Raw genomic sequence first — 19,662 nt, 5'->3', positions numbered from 1 at the left:
TGCTATTAATCGGAATTGCTATCATCACGGCAGGGGCTTGAAATGCCGTTATCTCGCGCTTTAGCTTTCCAGGAGTTCGCCAACTTTGAATTGTTCTGAAGCCCCGCAGCCTGCACAGCACCACAATAAACCCAACGTGTAGCACTCGGCGGTAAATATCCCATACGTGGATCACTCATCAACTCTCGGTACAGTTCAAATCCACGGTCAAAAGCGTTAAAGAACTTAGGTACCTTAGTAAAAGTTGTAGCGGCAATCCCTTTAAGTAGTATATCTTGCGGTACGCCATGAGAGGGTCGACCGGGATCTTCCATTTCTTCAATCATGGTGAGTGCCTTATCCATTCGAGCAATTCCATTCTCTGCATAACTGACCTTCCTCCAGGGCAGTAAACTTTCTTTTGCCATCAATGTCTCACTGGCCCCCAGATAAAAGAGCACAACAGGATCAGTGGGATCTTCTTTCTGTGCTAATTTGAAAATTTCATAAGATTCCTCTACCGCATCCCCTCCCTGCTTTGTAGCTTTTTGATACAAGCCTTCCATTTGTGCATCGACTGCAGCGAATGAGGAGATACTCATCCCCAAGTTCATAATTAATACTGCTATCAACTTTTTCATTAGATCTATCCTTGCGTTTAAGTTGGGAGCAAATTAGCGAGATCTAAATTCAGAATCTTCCCTATGCGATAAGTAGTCGTCACGGAGGATAAGCGGGGGATCAGCCAATTTGAATGGCTCAAAAAATGTGGATAGACGGGTCCCAAGTAGAGACAGGTGAAATGAGTAAAGCTACAGGGTGTACGAAAGTCCAACTTATAGTTAGAGTTACGGCCGCCTTAGAGAGGCCCAGAGCTACTAGTCAAATAAAGCAGAAAACTTGCCGGCATTAGAGAAAAAAGTTTTCACCGGCAAGTTGAAGTAAAAGCTTAGCAATAATTAAGATGCTTTCTTAATATGGCTTACCGCCTCTCCGACAGCTTCACCATGATTATTTGTAGCAATACTCCGGACAGTAAACAGGTCCCCCTTAACATCCACAAGAGATATTTTAATATCTACTTCCTGGCCGGCCAAAGCCAAATTATCTGCACGCAGATCTGTTGATGTCAGAACAAAACGAGCTTCATCCTCACCAAGCAGGTTTCTTAAAAATAGACAACAGGACTTAAACATACATTGAGAGGAAGTTGCTACTGGTAATGCCTTAACCCGATCAAAATGGCCTAGACACATTTCAGGTGCCACCTGGCCGATAGTCGCACTTAAAGTTTGATCATCAACGCTTAAAATCTTTATGTCTATACTCTTTCCGTAAGGATTAACACTCTCAATAACAGGAGAGACATCCTGGATATATCTGTCATAAACTCTATGGAAAGATTTCTCCTTCATTACGCGATATCTCACATTAAGCCTGGCGGCAACTTCACCCGTAGTATCCAGCAGCTCAGATTCAGCTATCAACTCTCTTTTACTGGTAAATACCGCTTTAGTACGAGCAAAGAGATAATCAGGACGAGTGTCCGAAATTAAATTATCAAAGGTTTTAAGGTCAGCCTTCCAAACCAAATAATAATGTCTTAACTTCAAAGGGTGCGCCAAGGCCCCAAAGCATGACCCTAAAATAGCTAAGTGCCTGCCTATTTCCGCCACATCCATTAATGTTCTTTCGAAAGTATTTTCACATTGAACTGGCACCCTGGCAATCAACCAACCGTCAATATCAAAATGTAAAGACTCTAATGCAAAGTAAGGTGCTTTAACTTCAATCAGGTCCTCAAACCCTTCAACAGAAATAGCGCAAGAATCCAAGTTAAGACCATTAAGCATGATAGATCCATTATTAGCAGATATAAAAACTCATGCACAAACATCTGCAGGGCGGCAAAACAGACTTTCAATTGCCATACTAATTAACATCAAAGCTAAAGAGCCCCTGATGGCACAGTCGTCAATAGATAAGACGAAAGCCAAGCACACATTAAACAATGTGCATAGCAACTCCAAAACAAAAATTCTTATCAAGAAGTACCGATACTTCCCAAAAAGGGAAGTAAACCAGGTTTTTATTGGGCTACAACCCCACCAGAGTCAAAGAACTAATGTGTTAAATCTAAAAACCTATGCCAGTCATTTAAGCGAACCACCGCTATATGCAAGTGCGTATTGCACGCGATTATCTCGACCGGATCTAAAAAAGTAAATTACTACCAATTACATCGAAAAGTAACAACACTAAGCGCCTCATAATATTTTTACCTTTCACGACAAATCATGGGTATCGCTATTCGGAGCCTTGATACGCACGAAGTATTTTTCCTGCATTATAGCCATGAATCAATTCACCATTGATCAATAGTAAAGGAACTCCTTTACCACCTAATTGATCGTATTGCGCTCTCGCCTCTTTCGAAGCCTCAATATCATATTCAACAAAATCGATGTTATTTTTACGCATCAGATTTCTTGCCTTTTTACAGTATCCACACCACTTTGTAGCATAAAGAATAACCTGCCCCTCTAAAGCCTCAACTTCTGTAGCAACCGGCATGACGGAAGGTGTTGAAGAAAAAATACGGCCGATGTCATCCCATCTCTGGATAACAACAATAAGGGCAATAAAAACAATCAGATTTCTCATGGGAAAGGATTACGACTGGACTTTTTAATTTTCTTAAGGAAGGTAAAATACTAGGTAGAACGTATCACATACACAAAGCGCTCCAATTAGAACGCCTGCAACTTTTCATAAAGCTATCTGGTAGACTATCATACAGCTCAGCACCACAAAAATTTTTATCCAAAAACAAGGCCACTCTTCCCTGGTCGGCCTTACGTTCATAGCTGGTAAGCAATTAACTGACACCAAAGTAGTACCAATGTACATCAAGAAATAAAAACTGATCGCTATAATGCTTATCAATAACGACTATTCAAGATGCCCATAAAAAGAATAAATAGTAAATACGTACTTCACTTTTACATAGACTTAAACATTGATGCCGCCCTGCGGCTAACGCCAAATTGACGTCCATCATCCATCACTACCGTTATACTGCCTGTCAAGCCACGACTTATTTTTTGGATACGTTTCACACAGACAATGGTGGAGCGATGAATTTGCCAAAACAAATCCGGCTGTAATTGAGACAAGAGTTCCTTTAGCGGCGTCCTGATTATATGTTGTCCCTGCTCAGAGTAAACGGTGGTGTATTTATCTTCAGCAACGAATGCTGAAACCTCATCACAAGCAATCAGGTAGACATCTTCCCCCTTACTCGCCCGAATCCAGCGCAAATATTCCGGCTGGCTTGAGGACAGCTGCTTGAGAATGGCGTGTATATCAGGGCCTGCCGTAACACTTCTCTCCTCTCTCTCCTTTAAGCGCTGGCGAATACGCTCACAGGCCTGAACCAGACGCTTGTCATCAATCGGTTTCAGCAGGTAATCAGCTGCTTCCTGCTCGAAAGCCTTCACTGCATATTCATCATAAGCTGTAACAAATACTACGATAGGCTGTTTTTCAGATTTCCTGAGAGCCTCTGCAACCGCCAGACCATCCAGGCCAGGCATACGGATATCAAGAAAAATAACATCCGGCTCTGCTTTTCCGCACAATTGCAGTGCCTCTTCACCATCTGCTGCTTTACCTACAATTTCAAGCTCTGGAAAAACGTCTGCAAGCATATGATCCAGGTGGTGACGTAACAAAGGTTCATCATCTGCAATTATGGCACGCATGGAAACTCCAAACGGGCAGTTACCCCACCCTGATTATTACTTTGAATCAGCAGTTTACCACGCTCCTGGTAGAGGGTAGAAAGGCGCTCCCTGATATTGCTTAGTGCAATTCCATTATGTTTACTGGAGCTAAGGTTGTTGACTCCAGCAGCAAGCCCCACACCATTGTCTTCTACCTCAATAACCCACTGGTCTTCCTTTTGTTTCACCCTCAACGTTACCAATCCACCTTTGGCCGCAGGCTCAATGCCATGAAAAATCGCATTTTCCACTAAGGGTTGTACGAGCAGAGGAGGAACGAAGGTCTCTAAACTTACATCTCCTGATAAATCGACCTCATACTCTAACCTTTCCCCCAAGCGTATCTTTTGAATCTCCAGATAGCACTTCAAACTGCTAAGCTCATCCTTTAAAGACACCTGATCGGAACGGGATTTTTTCAAGCTAAATCGTAAGAGATCACTAAAGTTATCCAGTAGGGTTTCCGCTTTTTGAGGATCATGGCGAATAAGCATTTTTAGATTGGCCAGGGTATTGAAAAGAAAATGAGGTTCTATCTGGCTTTGCAGCACTTTCAGCTGGCTTTGAGCCAGAGTCTTTTGTTGTTCGAGCTTTAACAATTCAGCTTCCTGACGCTCCCTCTCAAGTTGGTGAGATTGCTCCCGGTTAAGATGAACTTGATAGAGAAAAATAGAAAGAAGAGTGGCAATAATTAAAAAATCAAGTGCCCGAAATGCCCCAAAGCCCGATATCCACCACCAAGCATGTAGAGTTCCCAGTATAATTGCCGCTAAACTCACCACTGCATACTTTAATTTAGAGGGCCAGGCGGGCTTGAAAAACTCGACTATCTGTCTCGTGGATGTAGCTATAAATCCGTACGCCAAAGAAATCACGCCGTGAATTGCATAGCTCCCCCCCCAGATAGCCTGGGTAATTACCGCTACTACCACACAAATTATCAAAGTACGTGAGCACTCTCTTAACAGGTTCACCCTTAACTCCACTCAAAAAACAATAGTTGTACTCAAGGTAAATACAGCCTGGTTTTGAAGCTGTGCAAAAGCAGACTCGTCACGGCCGCCAAAGAATCTTGCGGATGCCCCAATGACCCAATCGTCAGTTATCTCCCTCTCACCGCCGATAGTTAAAATAAGGCCACTATCTTCAGGTGTGTAGATTAAATCAACTTTTGGATGATACTCATTATTGGAAAGCGTCCAGTGTAAAAGCAGATTGTGCCTCAGGGGGTTATCACTTAAAAAGGCCGTCGCGAAGGACTGGCGAAGGCTGTCCCACTGCACTCCCTGGTTTTTGTACCACAGGCTATTATCAAACACCTGGCTCCATTCACTTTTACCCCAGGCGCGATTATCAAACCAGTACTCCAAAATAACCGAGTGCCCAATACTGTTCGCCCAAGTCATACCTACAAGAGCCTGCCAACCATCATCAACCTGTTCCTGCTTTGGCATAGCGGTCAGCTCTGGTGTCTGCCAGCGCCAATACTCTTGCTGGTAGTGCCATTCTGAATGGATCTCCCACTGCTCTCCATAAGTGTTAACCCAGCTCCCTCCTAGATTCATACCTCTCTGGTCATCCATGTAGCCGAGTAACTGCCACTCGGCACTTGCTCCAAGCTGATACCAGCGTATAGCAACCCCCTTGGGGAGCTTACCATTAGAGACCTGGCTGATATCAGCATCCACCAGCATTACACTCAACTCTCCACTCTCAGTGAAACGGCTGGCTGACACTACCCCAACCCCTTCGCTCACTTGAAGTGATACCGGATTCCGCTCTATGGGTAAAAACCAATCCAGCGGGCGGTGCCCATACCCAACACCAAAGTCCAAGCGACGCTTGCCCAGAAGCCAATCCCACCCCTGCCAGCTTCCCTGCCAGAAAAGCTCTTCAACCACCAGTTGTGAGTCTTCACCACCACCTCTCTCCGCCTGATGAAGCGCGGATACCTGCCCCTCCCAGGCTTCATACTGTAGAGCCCCCTGAAGCAAAGCTTGCTGGGATACATTTGATTGTCCTTCAAAGAGTGCGCTATCAGAAACACGATCATAAGCGGCTGCCATCGCCAGCTCCCATTGCGACTCAAGAGCACCCGCCTGGGTAGTAGCGCTACTGATCATTAGAGATAGCGCCCAAAGAGAATAGGGTTTCATAGTTGCCTCCATTCGATGGAGACACACTATCAAGCTGTAATATCCAAGCCACCGGATAAGATCAGAGGAACTTTATCCAGATAAGAGGCAATTGGCAGGGATTAGTGGAAGGGATTACTCAGGGGCTACATCCAACAGGGCTGCTGATTGCTCTTTTCGCAGCCACGCAAGGATACGGTCATTGTTCAAATACCACCTCCCTGGCTGTAAGAATTAAACAGGGTTGGATGCAAACAACAATATCATCATTTCCTGGAGGGGCATTGTATTTATATCGAAACTGCAGCGACCTTCTTTATTAACTCCACCATTGTAATAGACTCCTACACTATGAGATGAGTCAAGAGCTTCTGCCATGGAATAGGCCATATTAAGATTATCAGGGTTGCGAATTGAGATAGCACCCAGATCATAAGTCCAATGCCTTCCAGAGTAGCAAACAACCTAATCTGGTTTTCACACTAACAGGCAAAATACTTACCCTTCCGCCAATTGGCCTCGATGATTAAAGCCCCCCTGCTCTTGCAGAAGCATTATGAGCGTTAAACTCAAACTACATTCAAATATAGGGCTAACTTCTATATTCTATCTACTATGCCAGTTAAGCATTATGAACCCTGTCATCAATTGCACAAACTGGGTTCACACTACTTAAAGGCAACCAAAGCCAATGGTCCAACACCGTCACAACCTGCCAAAAAACAGATAGCTATTTTGCCTTCGGTGACCCAGAATCCAATTTCGGTTATTTAAATTCTAACCGGCAGGAACCGGACCTTTGAGCAGCTGTCCATCAAATACAAATCGTCCTGCTCAATTGCACTAAGAAATACGTCGAGTTTGTCATGCCTGATACCCTAAAATTCCTCACAGCATTCAGCTTATCCGTTCTCCTTACAGCTTGCGGAGGAGGCGGCTCCAGCAGTAGCAATTCCAGCGACGAAACTACTGAAACGGAAACAAGCACCGACAGCGGCAGTTCCGGCGACTCCGATAGCGGGGATGATGAAGAAACAGGAGGTTACACTTTTAACCCCAGCAGCCCCCTGGCAACACTCATCGTGGGAACACAGGAGTATGCCAGTGGCACCCTCACCCTGGAAGATACCGATAGCAGCAGCCCCGCCTTTCAAGCCAGTAGTGTTGCCGGGGATTATGGTGATTTTACTCTGTATGAGAGCGGTAACTGGGAATACCAGTTAAACACTAACTCCGGCAATTTAAATGATGGCGAATCCGTAGAGGACACTATTTCTTTCCAGCTTAGCGATGGCAGTACCCTCTCTGTTGTATTCTCAGTTCAGACTATTGAAGCGACCGAGAGCAGCATCGTCTTTATCTTTATGAACTTCTCTGACTCCACCGTAGAAGACGATCTCAGTATTTCCCAAATCGCTGATATGGCTTTTAATGACACTGACTCTCTCGACAACGCCTACCGAGAGAACTCCCTGGGACAACTGAAGTTCAACCGCCATCTGAGTAGTGATACCTCACTGGACCAGTATTGCTATGGTGAAGGCAGCGATGAAAGCACTTCTATCGACTGCTTTACCTATAACATTGCTGATAGCCAAAATGGTGGTGTATTAAGCATTGAAGACGCGGAATCCCGCTCGGGCAGTGAATACAACGATAGCGGCTACACCTGGAGAGATAACGCAACCAGCTGGATAGAGAGTAACTATGTAGACTCCAACAACCAACCGATAGACCTCAGCGACTGGCGTCACCGGGTATACATTTTCCCCGAAGCCGCCGCCAACGCGGGATTGGTGGGCACAGGAGTGGCCTCTGTCGGAGGCCGCTGGAGCATGATTATTGCCGATAGCGACCAGCTGATTATGGGCCATGAAATCGGTCACAATATTGGCCTGAGCCACGCCGGCAATGACAATAATAATGATGGGGACACCAACGATAGTGGTGAGAGTGAATATGGCAGTGATGGGTCCCTTATGGGCAACGCATGGCAGTCGCGCCTCTTCGGAAGCGGTCACCGCGATTATATGGGCTGGTATGACTCATTCCCCGGATATACAGAAACCCTTGAGGCAGTTTCGGGTACCACTACCTCTATTGAGTTTCAAGCTATCGAACTAACTCCAGGTGAGCTTAGCAGCACTCTTCCCCAACTATTAAAGGTGGAAAGTATTGGTAGCAGGAATGGAGAAAACTACTACTACATCGAATACCATATTGAGCACGATATCCTCAATCCTCGCCCACATCATGAAAATGCGGTGACAATCCACTACTTAAGCGGCGCTAGCAGCAACAATGTCACCGCCAACCAGGTAGCCACCCTATCCAGTACCGGGGAGAGTTTCACCGATTCTTTCGCAGGTATCACTATTGAACTCTTATCCACCGATAGCAGTAATAACTCCGCAACTGTTTCTGTAACTTATGACGAATAATCCAGAGAGGAGTAAGACCACAATGAAAATTTTACCTTTAGCCATGCTTCTCGCTCTTTCCTCCTCAGTCATGGCGGAAGAGACTGTAACTGGCGTTTTAGAGGAAGAGATCTCCGAGAACTTTCAAACCGGAGAAGTGGATCACCGCTTCTCTGTAAAAGACGAAACTACCGGTGAGTATTACTTTATAGACGCACAGGAAGCGAAGGAAAAGGGGATGAAGTCTGGCGAAAGAGTTCGTATTCGTGGTGAGCGGGAAAATAAGCGGCGTTTTCGTATCCGCGAATCTCAGCGTTTAGAGTTGAGACGAGAGGAGTAGAAGGTCTCACAGCTTAAGATATGCAGTAACCGACCTGATAGCGAAAGAATTAATATCGTTCACTATCAGGTCAATTATGCAATCGAAGGCAGATTTTAAATTTCACTATTTTATGGGTACAGCTCTACACCACTCAATATATAACAAACAACCTGCTTATATAACAGGAGCTCGTGCTATCATCAAAATTAATTCGAACTTCTTTTCCTGCTGCAGCTCCCGCTAAAGCTGCAGCAAACATTAGATTTAACCCTTCCTCTGTAACACCGTTCTCCCCTACCTTTACCCAATGGTACTTTGGATCAACACCGTTTGTACAGCTGGCAGAATCGTCGGCAAAAGTTATAACGAATCGACCATCTCCATGAGGATATACTCTTGTGACCGTTGAAGTAAACCAAACCTCCTCGGCAGCCACAGGGAATGAAAGAAAAACCAAACAAATAAAAGCTTTAAGTCTTAGCATATTAATACCCTAGATTTATGAAATAAAAACAAAAACAACTTACCAAAACTTTCATAAAAGCTGTCCGACTACAGACTGAGAAGCCCTCGCAGCTTTGCATAGGAACTTTTCCCAGTACCAGCACTGCGAGAACGGCAGAGCAGACCCACCTATGAATCACTTTATCAATTCCTGATTTCCTACCACCGACAAAGGGAAGGCTATGGGTTCACCATTACATAAGCTATTACCTAGTAGTCCTCACCGTAAAAGACATTCCGTTTTACAGTATTTACCACTACAGTAATTTTGATACTTTTAGCTATATACCCACCAAGAGCCCATCCATTTGCCGAACACAAAGCGCTAAATAATGGTAACGTCTTATCTGGTCAACTTACTCGAAGACGTTTTAAAAAATATCAGCACCTTACGAGTACAGCCCTCAATATTTAACAAACAATCTATTTATATAGCAAGAGCTACTGCTATCATCAAAATTAATTCGAACTTCTTTTCCCGCTGCAGCTCCCGCCAAAGCTGCACTAAACATCAGATTCAACCCTTCCTTAGTCACGCCATTCTCCCCAACTTTCACGCGATGGTACTTTGGGTTAATTCCGCTTGTACAGCTCGGAGAATCGTCAGCAAACGTTATAACGAAATGCCCATCCCCGTGAGGGTATATCCATGTAACCGTTGAAGTAAACCAAACTTCCTCCGCAACCGCTGGGAATGAAAGAACAATTAAAAAAATAAAAGCCTTAAGCCTTATCACATATCCACCCTAAATTTATAAAATAAAACCAACAACTTACTGAAAAATCTCGATAAAGGCCGCGCGATTGCATACCGAAGAGTCCTCATAGCTATATATGGAAACTTTTTTTCCAGTGGTCAGCGCAGTAAGGGCAGCAGCGTAGGCCCGACTATGAATCTCTTCATTATTCCCTGCATTACCAGCCACCGATAAAGGAAAGGTTATGGACTCTCCGTTACACAAGCCATTGCCATTGGCGGTCTTCACCGTAAAAGACATACCGTTTGCCGCAGTATTTGCCACTGCCGTAATCTCGACACTTTGGGCTATATATCCACCGGAAGCCCATCCATTTACCGAGCACAGGGCGCAAAATAATAGCAACGCCTTCTTCATCACAGTATCTCCCCTTTTCTGAAGCTTTAACTTAAGTGAAAAACTCTGCGTATACTACCACTAGCCCCACCCATTCGCATTAGTTGAAGAAGATAAGGTCCCTACAACACTGTTAATTTAACGGTCGATAGATAGACTCACTATCTATCCCCACAAAGATACCTACTTATAAGGCCAACAACCCAAAGCGTTAGTATTCACACCATTGCACCCCGCAATATAAAAAAGGATTACCCTTTCTACAATGTACTGCTATTTCCCGCTTATCTTCTCAGCACTATCTTTTCTGACCTTGCCCCAAATTGACTATTTCTAGTCCAAGTGAAACTCCTTATAACCTCATAATGCATTGCTAAAAATCGACCCCAGCAGCTTGTTGGCTCACGGGGAAGGGGTGCCGCCTCCAGTCTTTTTTTGGCTCATCATGACGTATGGATGTCTAGGGTTGCTCCTTCAAAAAACTATTTATCCACCAGGAAAACCTGGACTCTTAGTTTTCTTTCAACCGAAGATGATAAACTCCCTGAGACCAAACCTCTCCCCACGACTGCGTACAAGAAGAAAACTGATCCTCTCGAAACCATAGGGTCACTTCCTTTCCTGTCGCATGTGCCGTGGTTAGAAGAGTTAAGGCTGCCTTACAGGACTCTTCAGCAAACTCACCCACGGTTTCTGTAACCCTGCAAATTCCAACACTATGAAAATTAGTATCTCCACCACTATCCTGTATGCTGGCGTGAATATTTCCATTTGCAGCGACTTCTACTGTAGTAACATTGCCAGTGCATGTCTGACTATCAGAATAAGTGTTAACGGAGGCCAGAAAAAATCCAAGCAATAAAATTTTTCTATTATTCAAAATTTACCCCCCTGAAATTATATATTTTTATCGGCATTCACCACAGAAAACTTGTTGTGACTATACTTTTCTAAATTAACCATAGATTTAATATTTTGATTGTACATTACTATAGATTTTTGACAAACCACAAGCTCACACCAAGCAATCGACTAGAACCCCCCATTAACCTCCAAGTCAAATAATTCGCCACCAATTTCTAGAGAACATATCAAGCAATCGAACTTTGCACTTACATAATGCAAACGATCATACACGGTCACCTTAGTGAGCACGGCATATGAGTTACGAAAAATAACAAACATCCTTAATCAAAATGCAAGCACCCTCACCCCACTAACAACCGCCCATATTATACCCCACCTCAAACATCACCACGCACAGATAGCACGCACAATAAAAATTACGTAATAAGAGAATCTAAAAACCAAAAGTACAGATTAAATCAATAGCAATCATACAACCATAACCATTACTTTCTTAATAGCCAACTAAAAATTATTAACTTCCATACCTTTGCGACATCATATCTCACATCAAAAAGAAAAGTACTTCTGCACAGTTATGAACCACCCCGAAACTCAGGTCAGTATCTTCTGGGAAAAGCCATTCAAGATTTCTAATATGGCCTAGCGTCCAGCCCAGGAAGCCTCACCGGATCACAATGAAGAGAGAAAGCTCGAAGAGTTAATTACTCTAAAGCAAGAAGACTTAGTGGATATCAGCTGGCTTAAGCGTTGCCTGGACGAATCTATGATCACTAAAGAGCCTAGAGCTTAAATTTTAAAAATTTGCCTAGACATATCTGGGATGCGCCTAGGCCGATAAGCTTATTTAAGCAATTTGATATGTGCGGCAGCATGACATACTGAGTTATCGGAATAACTATATATGCTAACTCTTTTCCCTGCAGTTAAGGCTGTAATGGCTAAACTAAATGCCCTGTTATGAATACCTTCATCCCCGTCTTCTCCGGCAGCACCAAGAGGAAAAGATATTGTTGTATCTTCACATGGATAATTTCCATCACCGTCAGTCACAACCACTGAAAAGCTTTGGCCATTAGAGTTGGTATTTGTAACAGCTGTTACTTCAACGTCTGTAGCAATCCAGCCTTTATCAGCAACTGCCTGCATGGAGAGTGCCATTAAGCTAATAGCTATAATTTTCCGCATTATTACCTACACTGTAGAATTTTAAAATAGAAGTGAGAACTTTATAATTCCTGTCGGACAAGGTCAACTTGATTGCCCGGCGAGGTGGCCTATCTGCTCCAAATTACCACCTAGGATACTAATTTGCTACTTGGTACAAACCCGCCTTCCAATAAGACTGCTCAAAATATGCGGACACCGCCTACTTCTAGTTATTCAAAATATCTAAAGTCACGGCTAAATCGCTATTTGGAACTGGGGGACTCGAGTGGTCGGCATTTAGACCCCAGAAAGCGCGGCGCCATTTCTGGAATCACACCCTCTATTCTTAAACCGCTGGGTATCTCGCCAAAACACTGGCTCTATCTCAGTCAAAAATTTGAATGCCGCTTTAAGGGCCTAGTTGGATCAGTAGAGATCTGTACGACAAGCTTGCATCAAACTCGGGAAACGCTGGGTACATGGCATCAGCAATTGTCAACGCTACCTTTCTGCAACGCCCGGCTATTTCTGACTCCCTCCCACAGCCTTCATTCCTCTCAGATTTTGCCTAAACTCTAATTTTCGAATCCGAAGCATAATGCTTAACTCTTACATTACGCCTTGGTACCAATTTAGGAAACACCAGTCGCAAAGGGGGATGCCTGTGTCTCAGGTAGCCCCCTACCCTTATCTATGGGTATCTCCAGAACAGTACTCCATTAACTATGGGCATTATCCATGGGTATCCAGAACCGTCTCTGATCTTAGTAGGTGACTCGGCCGAGCTTATCGTAGAAGGTGCCAGCCACCTGGACCTTGGCATCGGAGCTGACAGTGCGCTCACCGAAGGTATGGTATTCGAAGCTGCTGCGACCGCTGTTGAGGCATTATTAATTTTTAATTCAGCTTGTTAAATCAGGACAATCTCAACTTAAGCGCGAGCTATTAATAGAAAGTTGATATTTTTATAGATAAAGCCCATAAAAATATAGGCACGAAAATAATCTTATTGGATTTTATTCAGTTTGTTTTAGTGTCAAAGCTGCGTAAAATTGACAGATATTTATCGATATTTTGGCCGTAATTGAGTATGTCTGAATAGGCTGGCAACCAAAGATCAAGAAACCCAAGAGTTTTCCAGCCCCATCTCTCAAAGGAGAACGGTAGTGTAACGTAAGAGTAGGTAAAAGGCGCTGACCCAAGGTGCTACCAACACCAGGGGCCAGCTAACCAAATTGATAAGCAAACTATCAAAGTGGCTCAGTGGATAATACGCTAGAAACCCGCTCGTCTTCAATAAAGTGGAGCAGATTCAGAGGCTTGAATAGATCCTTCAAGCCCTGGCAGCGTTGCATCTGTCTTTTATTATTCTACGCTTACCGTTCTCGTGCACCGCCCTTCACTTCTGCCACGTATTACTTACCAAGCATCCCCCATGCGGAAGATCCGCACACGATTTTTAGTCTCTGCAGGAAATGACCATGTTGATTTTAAAGCGCCGGACCGGCGAGAACTTAAGAATTGGAACCAATATCTCAGTTACAGTATTGGAGGTTAAGGGCAATCAGGTGAAGATTGGGATCAATGCTCCCAAATCCCTGCCTGTTTACCGCGAAGAAATTTATGTGCGTATCAGGAGGAGTGGCAAGTGAGAAGCTAAATATGCCGAAAGGGTTGCCCTTTCGGCTGGATCACGATTTAGAGCTAGTGGACTGGAACGGTCGACATTTAGATCCCAGAAGGCGCGGCTCCATTTCTGAGAACGCCCCCATGCTCGAACGCCTGGGTATACCACCAAAACACTGGTTGTATCTCAGTCGTAATTTTGACAGCCGTTTTAAAGGCCTAGTGGGTCAGCAACGGCCGCTCAACAAGCCTGTATCCAATTCGATAAACGCTGGGCGCAGGGTGTAAGCAACTGCCGGCGCTTCCTTTCTACTACACCCTGCTAATCCCCACCCAATTTTCCAACACAATCCCTTCTAGTTTTATCCAAATTTCCCATTTCGAGCCTTAAGTGAAACTCTCCACGACCTCATAGCACTTAGCTCTGAATCAAGTTGAAACGGCCGCCAAAAATCAGCGCCAGTAATACTACTAGCGCCTTCCTCCAATCTATGGGTGTCTAGAATTTCTTTTCCCAAGCGATTAACTGATGCACCTCAAACTTGAATGCAGGTTTTAATTATCAAATTCTGCATCAAGCTTCGCTTTTATTTTCTCAAACTCCAAGAGTGCCTCTGGCTCTCTATCCAAGATTTTCTCAGACAATTCCGGATTATCGCAAAACTCCTTTACTTGTAGTGAGAGGTTCGACCCATCAAGTGAAACCCTCCAAAACCGAGAAGGCCGATCATCAACAACTTGAAAAAGGCAGATTGGACAAAACAGTAATCGCCCATAATCATCTTCGAGCTCCAAGAGGACTGAATTACCATAAAATGATGATCCGATAATATTCCTTACTGAAATAATTAAATACTCTTTATTGACAGTTAATTGCCACTCAAATTGCTTTCTTTGATCAATATTTAACTCTTTCTTTTGAGCGCATGTTAGCTTAGTTGCAACTGCCTTTACTTTCATTACTGAGAGCCCTTTTCCTGAGGAAACGCAATACTTTTAGGTTCAACGACCAGACCTGTTTCGATATTTCTATAGGCATGTATTTCAACATGCCCCCCATCAACAGCATGATACGCATCACTGGAAACCTTCTGCCAGTCTCCTGCATTTCCCCCATACATTCTTACAAGCCTTTCAGCGACATCCAATTGACGAGGTGAATCGGCTCCATGTGTTGGAATTCCTCCCCCATTATAAATATCAGCTAATTGCTCTTCACTTTTTAGCTGTTTTTTTAATCCAATGTTCGCTTTATGTCCGAAAGCTCCCCTGTTCTCAACAGTAGTTAATGTCCTCGTCGTTAACTGTCTAGCAGAAAGGGCATTTCTTCCAGGAACAAGCAACATCGCACTATTAATTATAAGCGCATTATCCTCATACATTTCTGCTCCAGCAACCTGAGCCCCACCTGAAGGCCTAAGACCCATTGGGTCACCTATTTGCTCTGGTGTCATCCCTGTCATATATGAATGAGCCGATACTAAAGTATCCAACATAAACATTCGAACAGCCCCAAGGGCGAAAGCACCAAAACTACCCTCAGTATCTGGCTGCTTAGAATCGCTATCACCAACCAGGTGTTTAGTGACCTCAGGTGAAAACGGCCCCTCAAACTCACTCTGATCAAACGGCCCCAAAGTAATAGCAATATCATCTAAAAAGCTACTATCTTCCTCATCATCACCAAAGGCGCCCCCTACCGCTCCCTCAGGAGCCGCAGCACCGGCAGTACCAAGCTGTGACCAGAAGTTACCACCAGAAATATCTACTCCCGTGCCGGTAGCACCATAGGTAACGCCAACCTGGAATGAAATGCCGAGCCCTCCCAGCGCATCATCCAGAATTTCATTAGCATCATCAAAGAAATCATTGATGCCGTAGTAACCTGTAGGGTCAACGACAGTTAGCGGGTTGCCTTTTACATAGCTATAGCGGTTATAACCCTGGGTATCCTCAACACCATCAATCATCGGGTCCGCTTGCAAGAAGCGACCCAGATTGGGGTCATAGATACGGCCATTCATATGGATAATGCCGAGGGCGTCCACCATCTCGTGGCCGGTAAAGCCGTGAGTGGTGATCTCGTTCAGGCTATCCATCAGCTGGTAGTTGCTACCGATCAGGTCACTGATCTCCAGGGAGTCCCAATCGCTATCGCGGCGCTTACCCCAGGGATCGAAGGCCATACTCTGGCTTTCGAGCACACTGCCATTTTCATCCAGCACCACATCGGTAGAGCCAATATGGTCTGTGAGCAGATAGCGTTCCGTTAGGGATTGCTGCTCATAGGCACCGTTGGTTTCGTAGGTAAATACGGCACCGCCGGGCAGGTAGCGCTTCCAGTGGTAGCTTCCTTCAGACTGATAATGAATCCGCTCTACGCCACCCAAATAGAGGGTGGTAACCACCTCACCGTCGGAGCGAGTGTCGACACGCTGATAGCGGGCGCGATCCGGGCCATAGGTAAAAGCGGTACTGTCACCACTCTGGGTATTGGTAATCAGGGACGGCTTATCGAAAGTGGTGTAGGTGAACGTCCTGCCGGTACCGTCGGAAGTCAGGTTGCCATTGCTATCGTTGTAGGCGTAATCCACTCCAGCCGCTTTGGTAACCGCGTGGGGCTTGGCACTTTCATACAAATAGGCAGCACCATCTTTGCTGAGGATATTGCCGATACTGTCGTATTGATACTGGGTGTCAGTAGCGTCGGAGTTACAGCTACTGGTGCTGGTGGTATTGGCATTAACCTGCAACAGGCGGTTGAGGTTGTCGTAGCAGAAGGATTCCTTCTTGCCGGTGCGCTGGTTGTTGCGGCTAACCAGATTGCCTACGGCATCCCAACCGTAAGCCATTTGCTGAACGGTAGTCGCAGATGCGGAGTTATCGGCCTTTTGCGACAACAGGCGTCCGGTGGCGCTATCGTAGCCATTACTAATACGAACACCGCCGCTATTGATATCAAAATCCGTTACCTGGCCACGGCTATTGGAGCTGAGCACCCGGTATACTTCACGCCCGGTATACTTCACGCCCGGTATACTTCACGCCCGGTATTCAGGTCGGTGACATATTCCAATGCGCCGGTATTGGTGTAGTGCTCCTGGATACCGCTAGTGATACCGTTTGCACCATTGGACACTTCGCCATCCAAAACATCGTACTGATGCTTGGGGCGGCCGAAGTTGTCGTACTCCACACTTAGTGCATCAATAAACCTGACTCCTCCCGAAGGAGGAGCAATGAAGTCTTTTGTAGAGAACATTGACAAATCTGTAACGGCATTTTTATCAGGAGGTTCCTATAGCGATCTTCATACACAATTTAGAGGTAGCGCCAATGAGCTAAATTTATTTCTCAATGAATTTTTAAAGATATTTTTAGCAGCTTTGATCGTACTGGCCTTACTATTGTATTTCACTCAAAAGTCTGCCAAATTGGCCGCAGCAGTGCTTTGTGCTGTACCCCTTTCATTTGCGGGAGGAATGCTGAGCTTACATGTGTTAAACCTCTTCACCCCCCAAAGCCTGGATGTTATAACCATGATTGGTTTCGTAATCCTGATGGGACTTGTGGTTAACAACACAATACTGTTTGTAAATTAATTTCATAAATCACTTCAAAATGGAACCAGCCAACTGAATGCTATATATGCTGCAGCAAGATTGCGTGTGCGCCCAATTATGCTTACAACAATAACCTGCATTTTTGGCAACCTTCCTTTAGTTCTTAATCCCGATAGTAGCGCTGCTATTTATCGCGGGCTAGCTACTGTCATTACAGGTGGAATGATTTTTAGCGCCTTATTTGTCTTAGTCTTTATGTCTGCACTGCTTTCACGGAAACTGTTTAGCGCTCAAACACCTGCTGGCGTTCAAACTGGCGACTTAAAACTTCCAGTAGCTACTACTTCGCGATATTCAACAAGTGGCCTTAATTTATTCACCCCAGACTGAAAACAGAATCGAGGTGTCGGTATGGGCGTAAACCCTTTCCTCAAAAGGCACTTAACTACGCTGCCTGCCACCGATCCTAACAACTTCATTTGCTATAGTTTTAAAGGTTAGTTAACCAATACGGAGAGAAACGGTTTAATTACCATTTATGAATTGGCAAGGAATCAAGGATGAAGTCTCTAAAATATTTACTTTTGAGTATCCCATTTACACTGCCACTTATCAGCGAAGCCGCTTGGACAGAGAAGGCGCAAATTTACTACTTAAAAGTACACTCGAATGGTGTAGATGTCAGACTTAGAGGATTTGTCAATCCAGAGACAGAGGTGAGCTGCGTGAGCAAAAACACTTTTTTTCTTATCAATAACGACTCTGCCATATACAACACCAAAGTATCTTTTCTGCTTTCCGCTTATATGTCCCAGAAAACTGTAAAGTTCAGTTACTACGGATGTGAAGATGACAGGATTCGCTTAGGCTCAATCCGGTTTCATGATGAATAGCCAAATCTCATATGATTGACTGACTCTTTATAATTTGAGCCAGTCAATTCTTACCAATGTCAATCTAGAAAATATCCGGATCATCTATCAAGCTTGCGTTTTCCAACCCATAGTACTCGATCACCCAAGCATAACTTTGGTATATCTCATAACGAGTTGGATAGGCCCGCCCCACTTCATCCCAGCGTTTCCGCGCATTGGAATAGCTGGAACCTTTGATAACTCCTGTCAACTCGAACTCATCACCATTATGGGGGTTCACGACCGTTGTGGTATAGGGAACTTCAACCTCGCTATTTTCCACCATCATCCGCGCCATCATCAGTCCATAGGCGGGTACATTGGATGGCATGGCATCCTTAACCGTTTCCTGGTTGCTTTTAGTCGATGTTTCCCCAACCGTCGTTGAAACGCTAAAAGTCTCAGAGAAACTGAATGTAATAGAGCCACTATTTTCAACAGTACCGGGAACACCGACCTTGTAACCCTCGGTCAAGCTAACTCCAGCAGTAACCGAAATCCCCATAGTATTAGTCCAGGTATCAGTTTCACTCTTCCCATCGGTATACCAGACTTCTGTACTGTCGTTTTGGGCAATACTGCCAGAGTTCTCAAGCAATCTCTCACCAAAGAATGTCCTGGTGTTGTTGGGGGTTTCCACAATCTGATCCCAATGAATCTCTACTCCAGATTCCACCAATTCCAAACGATCCGCAACGCAAGGATAAATACTCCAAACTTTACTATCACTCGCAGTACCAGCAAATCCAACTACTGACCGGGTTTCAATACTTAGATGATATTCCTCCCACTTATACCAGCCATTATTACCTCCAAAGGTAATATCACGGGTTGAGTTATCAGCCATGTCTTTCAAGTAAACTCGAATTCTGGAAATATTGCCATCGCGCTTTTTATAGAAGCGCCAACCCTGAATATATTCGGTAGCACCAAGCAACTTTCGATACCCGGAGATAGTGGTTTTACCAACCTCCTCATCTCCTGCATATAAGTATTCGAGTTTTAACCCTTTGATTCTTTCATCACCGCTAAAACTTGTTATAGCGGTGATCTTGTCTCCAGGGATTCGGGTGGTACCATAGCTATCGCACATGTCGAAATCGCTGCCATTCCCACTCTTACCATACTGAAATATTGTATCGTACCTTAGGGTCCCACCATTATCTGATGTATTGAAGTACTGATCCAAAATATTTTCTGTTGCACTTATCTGCGCAGAAGCCAATAAACCTAACATCGCTGTGACGAAATACTTCATAGTCAACACCTTCTTTATAAGATTATTCTTTTAAATGGATACAACT

21 protein-coding genes and 1 pseudogene are annotated in these 19,662 nt (G+C 44.5%); 7 read left to right on the top strand and 15 right to left on the bottom strand.

The window, feature by feature from the left end; genetic code table 11:
- Positions 1 to 5: 5 nt before the first annotated feature.
- The 6 genes from BTJ40_RS07620 to BTJ40_RS07590 form a co-directional block, all read right to left on the bottom strand.
- The gene (locus tag BTJ40_RS07620) at positions 6 to 620 is read right to left on the bottom strand and encodes a hypothetical protein (RefSeq protein WP_108732529.1); all 615 of its coding nucleotides are present in this window, start codon (positions 618 to 620) and stop codon (positions 6 to 8) included.
- Between the two features lie 318 nt (positions 621 to 938).
- Positions 939 to 1,832 carry a hypothetical protein gene (locus BTJ40_RS07615; protein ID WP_108732528.1) on the bottom strand — a complete coding sequence of 298 codons (894 nt, stop codon included), beginning with the start codon at positions 1,830 to 1,832 and terminating at the stop codon, positions 939 to 941.
- A 454-nt stretch (positions 1,833 to 2,286) separates the two neighbouring features.
- On the bottom strand, positions 2,287 to 2,643 hold the full coding sequence (locus BTJ40_RS07605; protein ID WP_108732526.1) for a glutaredoxin family protein: 357 nt from the start codon (positions 2,641 to 2,643) through the stop codon (positions 2,287 to 2,289).
- Positions 2,644 to 2,981: 338 nt separating this feature from the next.
- Complete coding sequence (locus BTJ40_RS07600; protein WP_108732525.1) at positions 2,982 to 3,743, bottom strand: LytTR family DNA-binding domain-containing protein; 762 nt, start codon at positions 3,741 to 3,743, stop codon at positions 2,982 to 2,984.
- Entirely contained in the window at positions 3,731 to 4,738 is a 1,008-nt protein-coding gene (locus BTJ40_RS07595) for a sensor histidine kinase (protein WP_157953962.1), read from the bottom strand. The genes BTJ40_RS07600 and BTJ40_RS07595 overlap by 13 nt, the downstream gene beginning before the upstream one ends.
- A gap of 12 nt (positions 4,739 to 4,750) precedes the next feature.
- The gene (locus BTJ40_RS07590) at positions 4,751 to 5,920 is read right to left on the bottom strand and encodes a hypothetical protein (protein WP_108732523.1); all 1,170 of its coding nucleotides are present in this window, start codon (positions 5,918 to 5,920) and stop codon (positions 4,751 to 4,753) included.
- Between the two features lie 845 nt (positions 5,921 to 6,765).
- On the opposite strand from BTJ40_RS07590, the gene BTJ40_RS07585 reads away from it, so the two are divergent.
- Positions 6,766 to 8,340 carry a VCBS domain-containing protein gene (locus BTJ40_RS07585; RefSeq protein WP_108732522.1) on the top strand — a complete coding sequence of 525 codons (1,575 nt, stop codon included), beginning with the start codon at positions 6,766 to 6,768 and terminating at the stop codon, positions 8,338 to 8,340.
- Between the two features lie 22 nt (positions 8,341 to 8,362).
- Positions 8,363 to 8,659: a hypothetical protein gene (locus BTJ40_RS07580; protein WP_108732521.1), complete on the top strand. Its 297-nt coding sequence runs from the start codon at positions 8,363 to 8,365 to the stop codon at positions 8,657 to 8,659.
- Between the two features lie 133 nt (positions 8,660 to 8,792).
- Here BTJ40_RS07580 and BTJ40_RS07575 read toward each other — a convergent pair whose 3' ends face one another.
- The 5 genes from BTJ40_RS07575 to BTJ40_RS07555 form a co-directional block, all read right to left on the bottom strand.
- Positions 8,793 to 9,125: a response regulator receiver protein gene (locus tag BTJ40_RS07575; RefSeq protein ID WP_108732520.1), complete on the bottom strand. Its 333-nt coding sequence runs from the start codon at positions 9,123 to 9,125 to the stop codon at positions 8,793 to 8,795.
- Positions 9,126 to 9,549: 424 nt separating this feature from the next.
- Positions 9,550 to 9,681: a hypothetical protein gene (locus BTJ40_RS22915; protein ID WP_255422877.1), complete on the bottom strand. Its 132-nt coding sequence runs from the start codon at positions 9,679 to 9,681 to the stop codon at positions 9,550 to 9,552.
- A 237-nt stretch (positions 9,682 to 9,918) separates the two neighbouring features.
- Positions 9,919 to 10,260 (bottom strand): DUF5992 family protein, encoded by a 342-nt coding sequence (locus BTJ40_RS07565; protein ID WP_108732519.1) that lies wholly within the window; start codon positions 10,258 to 10,260, stop codon positions 9,919 to 9,921.
- Positions 10,261 to 10,750: 490 nt separating this feature from the next.
- Positions 10,751 to 11,119 carry a hypothetical protein gene (locus BTJ40_RS07560; protein ID WP_108732518.1) on the bottom strand — a complete coding sequence of 123 codons (369 nt, stop codon included), beginning with the start codon at positions 11,117 to 11,119 and terminating at the stop codon, positions 10,751 to 10,753.
- A gap of 830 nt (positions 11,120 to 11,949) precedes the next feature.
- Complete coding sequence (locus tag BTJ40_RS07555; RefSeq protein WP_157953961.1) at positions 11,950 to 12,294, bottom strand: DUF5992 family protein; 345 nt, start codon at positions 12,292 to 12,294, stop codon at positions 11,950 to 11,952.
- Positions 12,295 to 12,980: 686 nt separating this feature from the next.
- Between BTJ40_RS07555 and BTJ40_RS07550 the strand changes: the two genes are divergently transcribed.
- The 3 genes from BTJ40_RS07550 to BTJ40_RS22250 all read left to right on the top strand — a co-directional run bounded on the left by BTJ40_RS07550 (position 12,981) and on the right by BTJ40_RS22250 (position 14,169).
- Positions 12,981 to 13,169: a hypothetical protein gene (locus BTJ40_RS07550; protein ID WP_108732516.1), complete on the top strand. Its 189-nt coding sequence runs from the start codon at positions 12,981 to 12,983 to the stop codon at positions 13,167 to 13,169.
- A gap of 567 nt (positions 13,170 to 13,736) precedes the next feature.
- Positions 13,737 to 13,907 (top strand): carbon storage regulator CsrA, encoded by a 171-nt coding sequence (csrA, locus tag BTJ40_RS07545; protein ID WP_108732515.1) that lies wholly within the window; start codon positions 13,737 to 13,739, stop codon positions 13,905 to 13,907.
- Between the two features lie 10 nt (positions 13,908 to 13,917).
- Positions 13,918 to 14,169, top strand: coding sequence for a hypothetical protein (locus BTJ40_RS22250; RefSeq protein WP_157953960.1), 252 nt, complete (start codon positions 13,918 to 13,920; stop codon positions 14,167 to 14,169).
- A gap of 267 nt (positions 14,170 to 14,436) precedes the next feature.
- On the opposite strand, the gene BTJ40_RS07540 is transcribed toward BTJ40_RS22250, so the two are convergent.
- From BTJ40_RS07540 to BTJ40_RS22245, 3 genes are read right to left on the bottom strand one after another with little or no spacing between them, the layout of a single operon-like run.
- Positions 14,437 to 14,841, bottom strand: a complete 405-nt coding sequence (locus tag BTJ40_RS07540) for a hypothetical protein (RefSeq protein WP_108732514.1) — start codon at positions 14,839 to 14,841, stop codon at positions 14,437 to 14,439.
- On the bottom strand, positions 14,841 to 16,910 hold the full coding sequence (locus BTJ40_RS07535; RefSeq protein ID WP_108732513.1) for an RHS repeat domain-containing protein: 2,070 nt from the start codon (positions 16,908 to 16,910) through the stop codon (positions 14,841 to 14,843). The genes BTJ40_RS07540 and BTJ40_RS07535 overlap by 1 nt, the downstream gene beginning before the upstream one ends.
- On the bottom strand, positions 16,907 to 17,143 hold the full coding sequence (locus tag BTJ40_RS22245; RefSeq protein WP_157953959.1) for a hypothetical protein: 237 nt from the start codon (positions 17,141 to 17,143) through the stop codon (positions 16,907 to 16,909). The genes BTJ40_RS07535 and BTJ40_RS22245 overlap by 4 nt, the downstream gene beginning before the upstream one ends.
- Between BTJ40_RS22245 and BTJ40_RS22750 the strand changes: the two are divergent.
- Both BTJ40_RS22750 and BTJ40_RS07520 read left to right on the top strand, forming a co-directional pair.
- Positions 17,121 to 17,834 (top strand): annotated as a pseudogene (locus BTJ40_RS22750) (efflux RND transporter permease subunit). The gene BTJ40_RS22245 and the pseudogene BTJ40_RS22750 overlap by 23 nt on opposite strands.
- 170 nt (positions 17,835 to 18,004) lie before the next feature.
- Positions 18,005 to 18,337, top strand: a complete 333-nt coding sequence (locus BTJ40_RS07520; RefSeq protein WP_108732510.1) for a hypothetical protein — start codon at positions 18,005 to 18,007, stop codon at positions 18,335 to 18,337.
- Positions 18,338 to 18,401: 64 nt separating this feature from the next.
- On the opposite strand, the gene BTJ40_RS07515 is transcribed toward BTJ40_RS07520, so the two are convergent.
- Positions 18,402 to 19,616 (bottom strand): hypothetical protein, encoded by a 1,215-nt coding sequence (locus BTJ40_RS07515; protein ID WP_108732509.1) that lies wholly within the window; start codon positions 19,614 to 19,616, stop codon positions 18,402 to 18,404.
- Between the last annotated feature and the right edge of the window lie 46 nt (positions 19,617 to 19,662).

Origin of the sequence: Microbulbifer sp. A4B17 (assembly GCF_003076275.1) — a bacterium.
Taxonomy (GTDB): domain Bacteria; phylum Pseudomonadota; class Gammaproteobacteria; order Pseudomonadales; family Cellvibrionaceae; genus Microbulbifer.
This window is presented reverse-complemented; position numbering and strand designations above follow the sequence as displayed.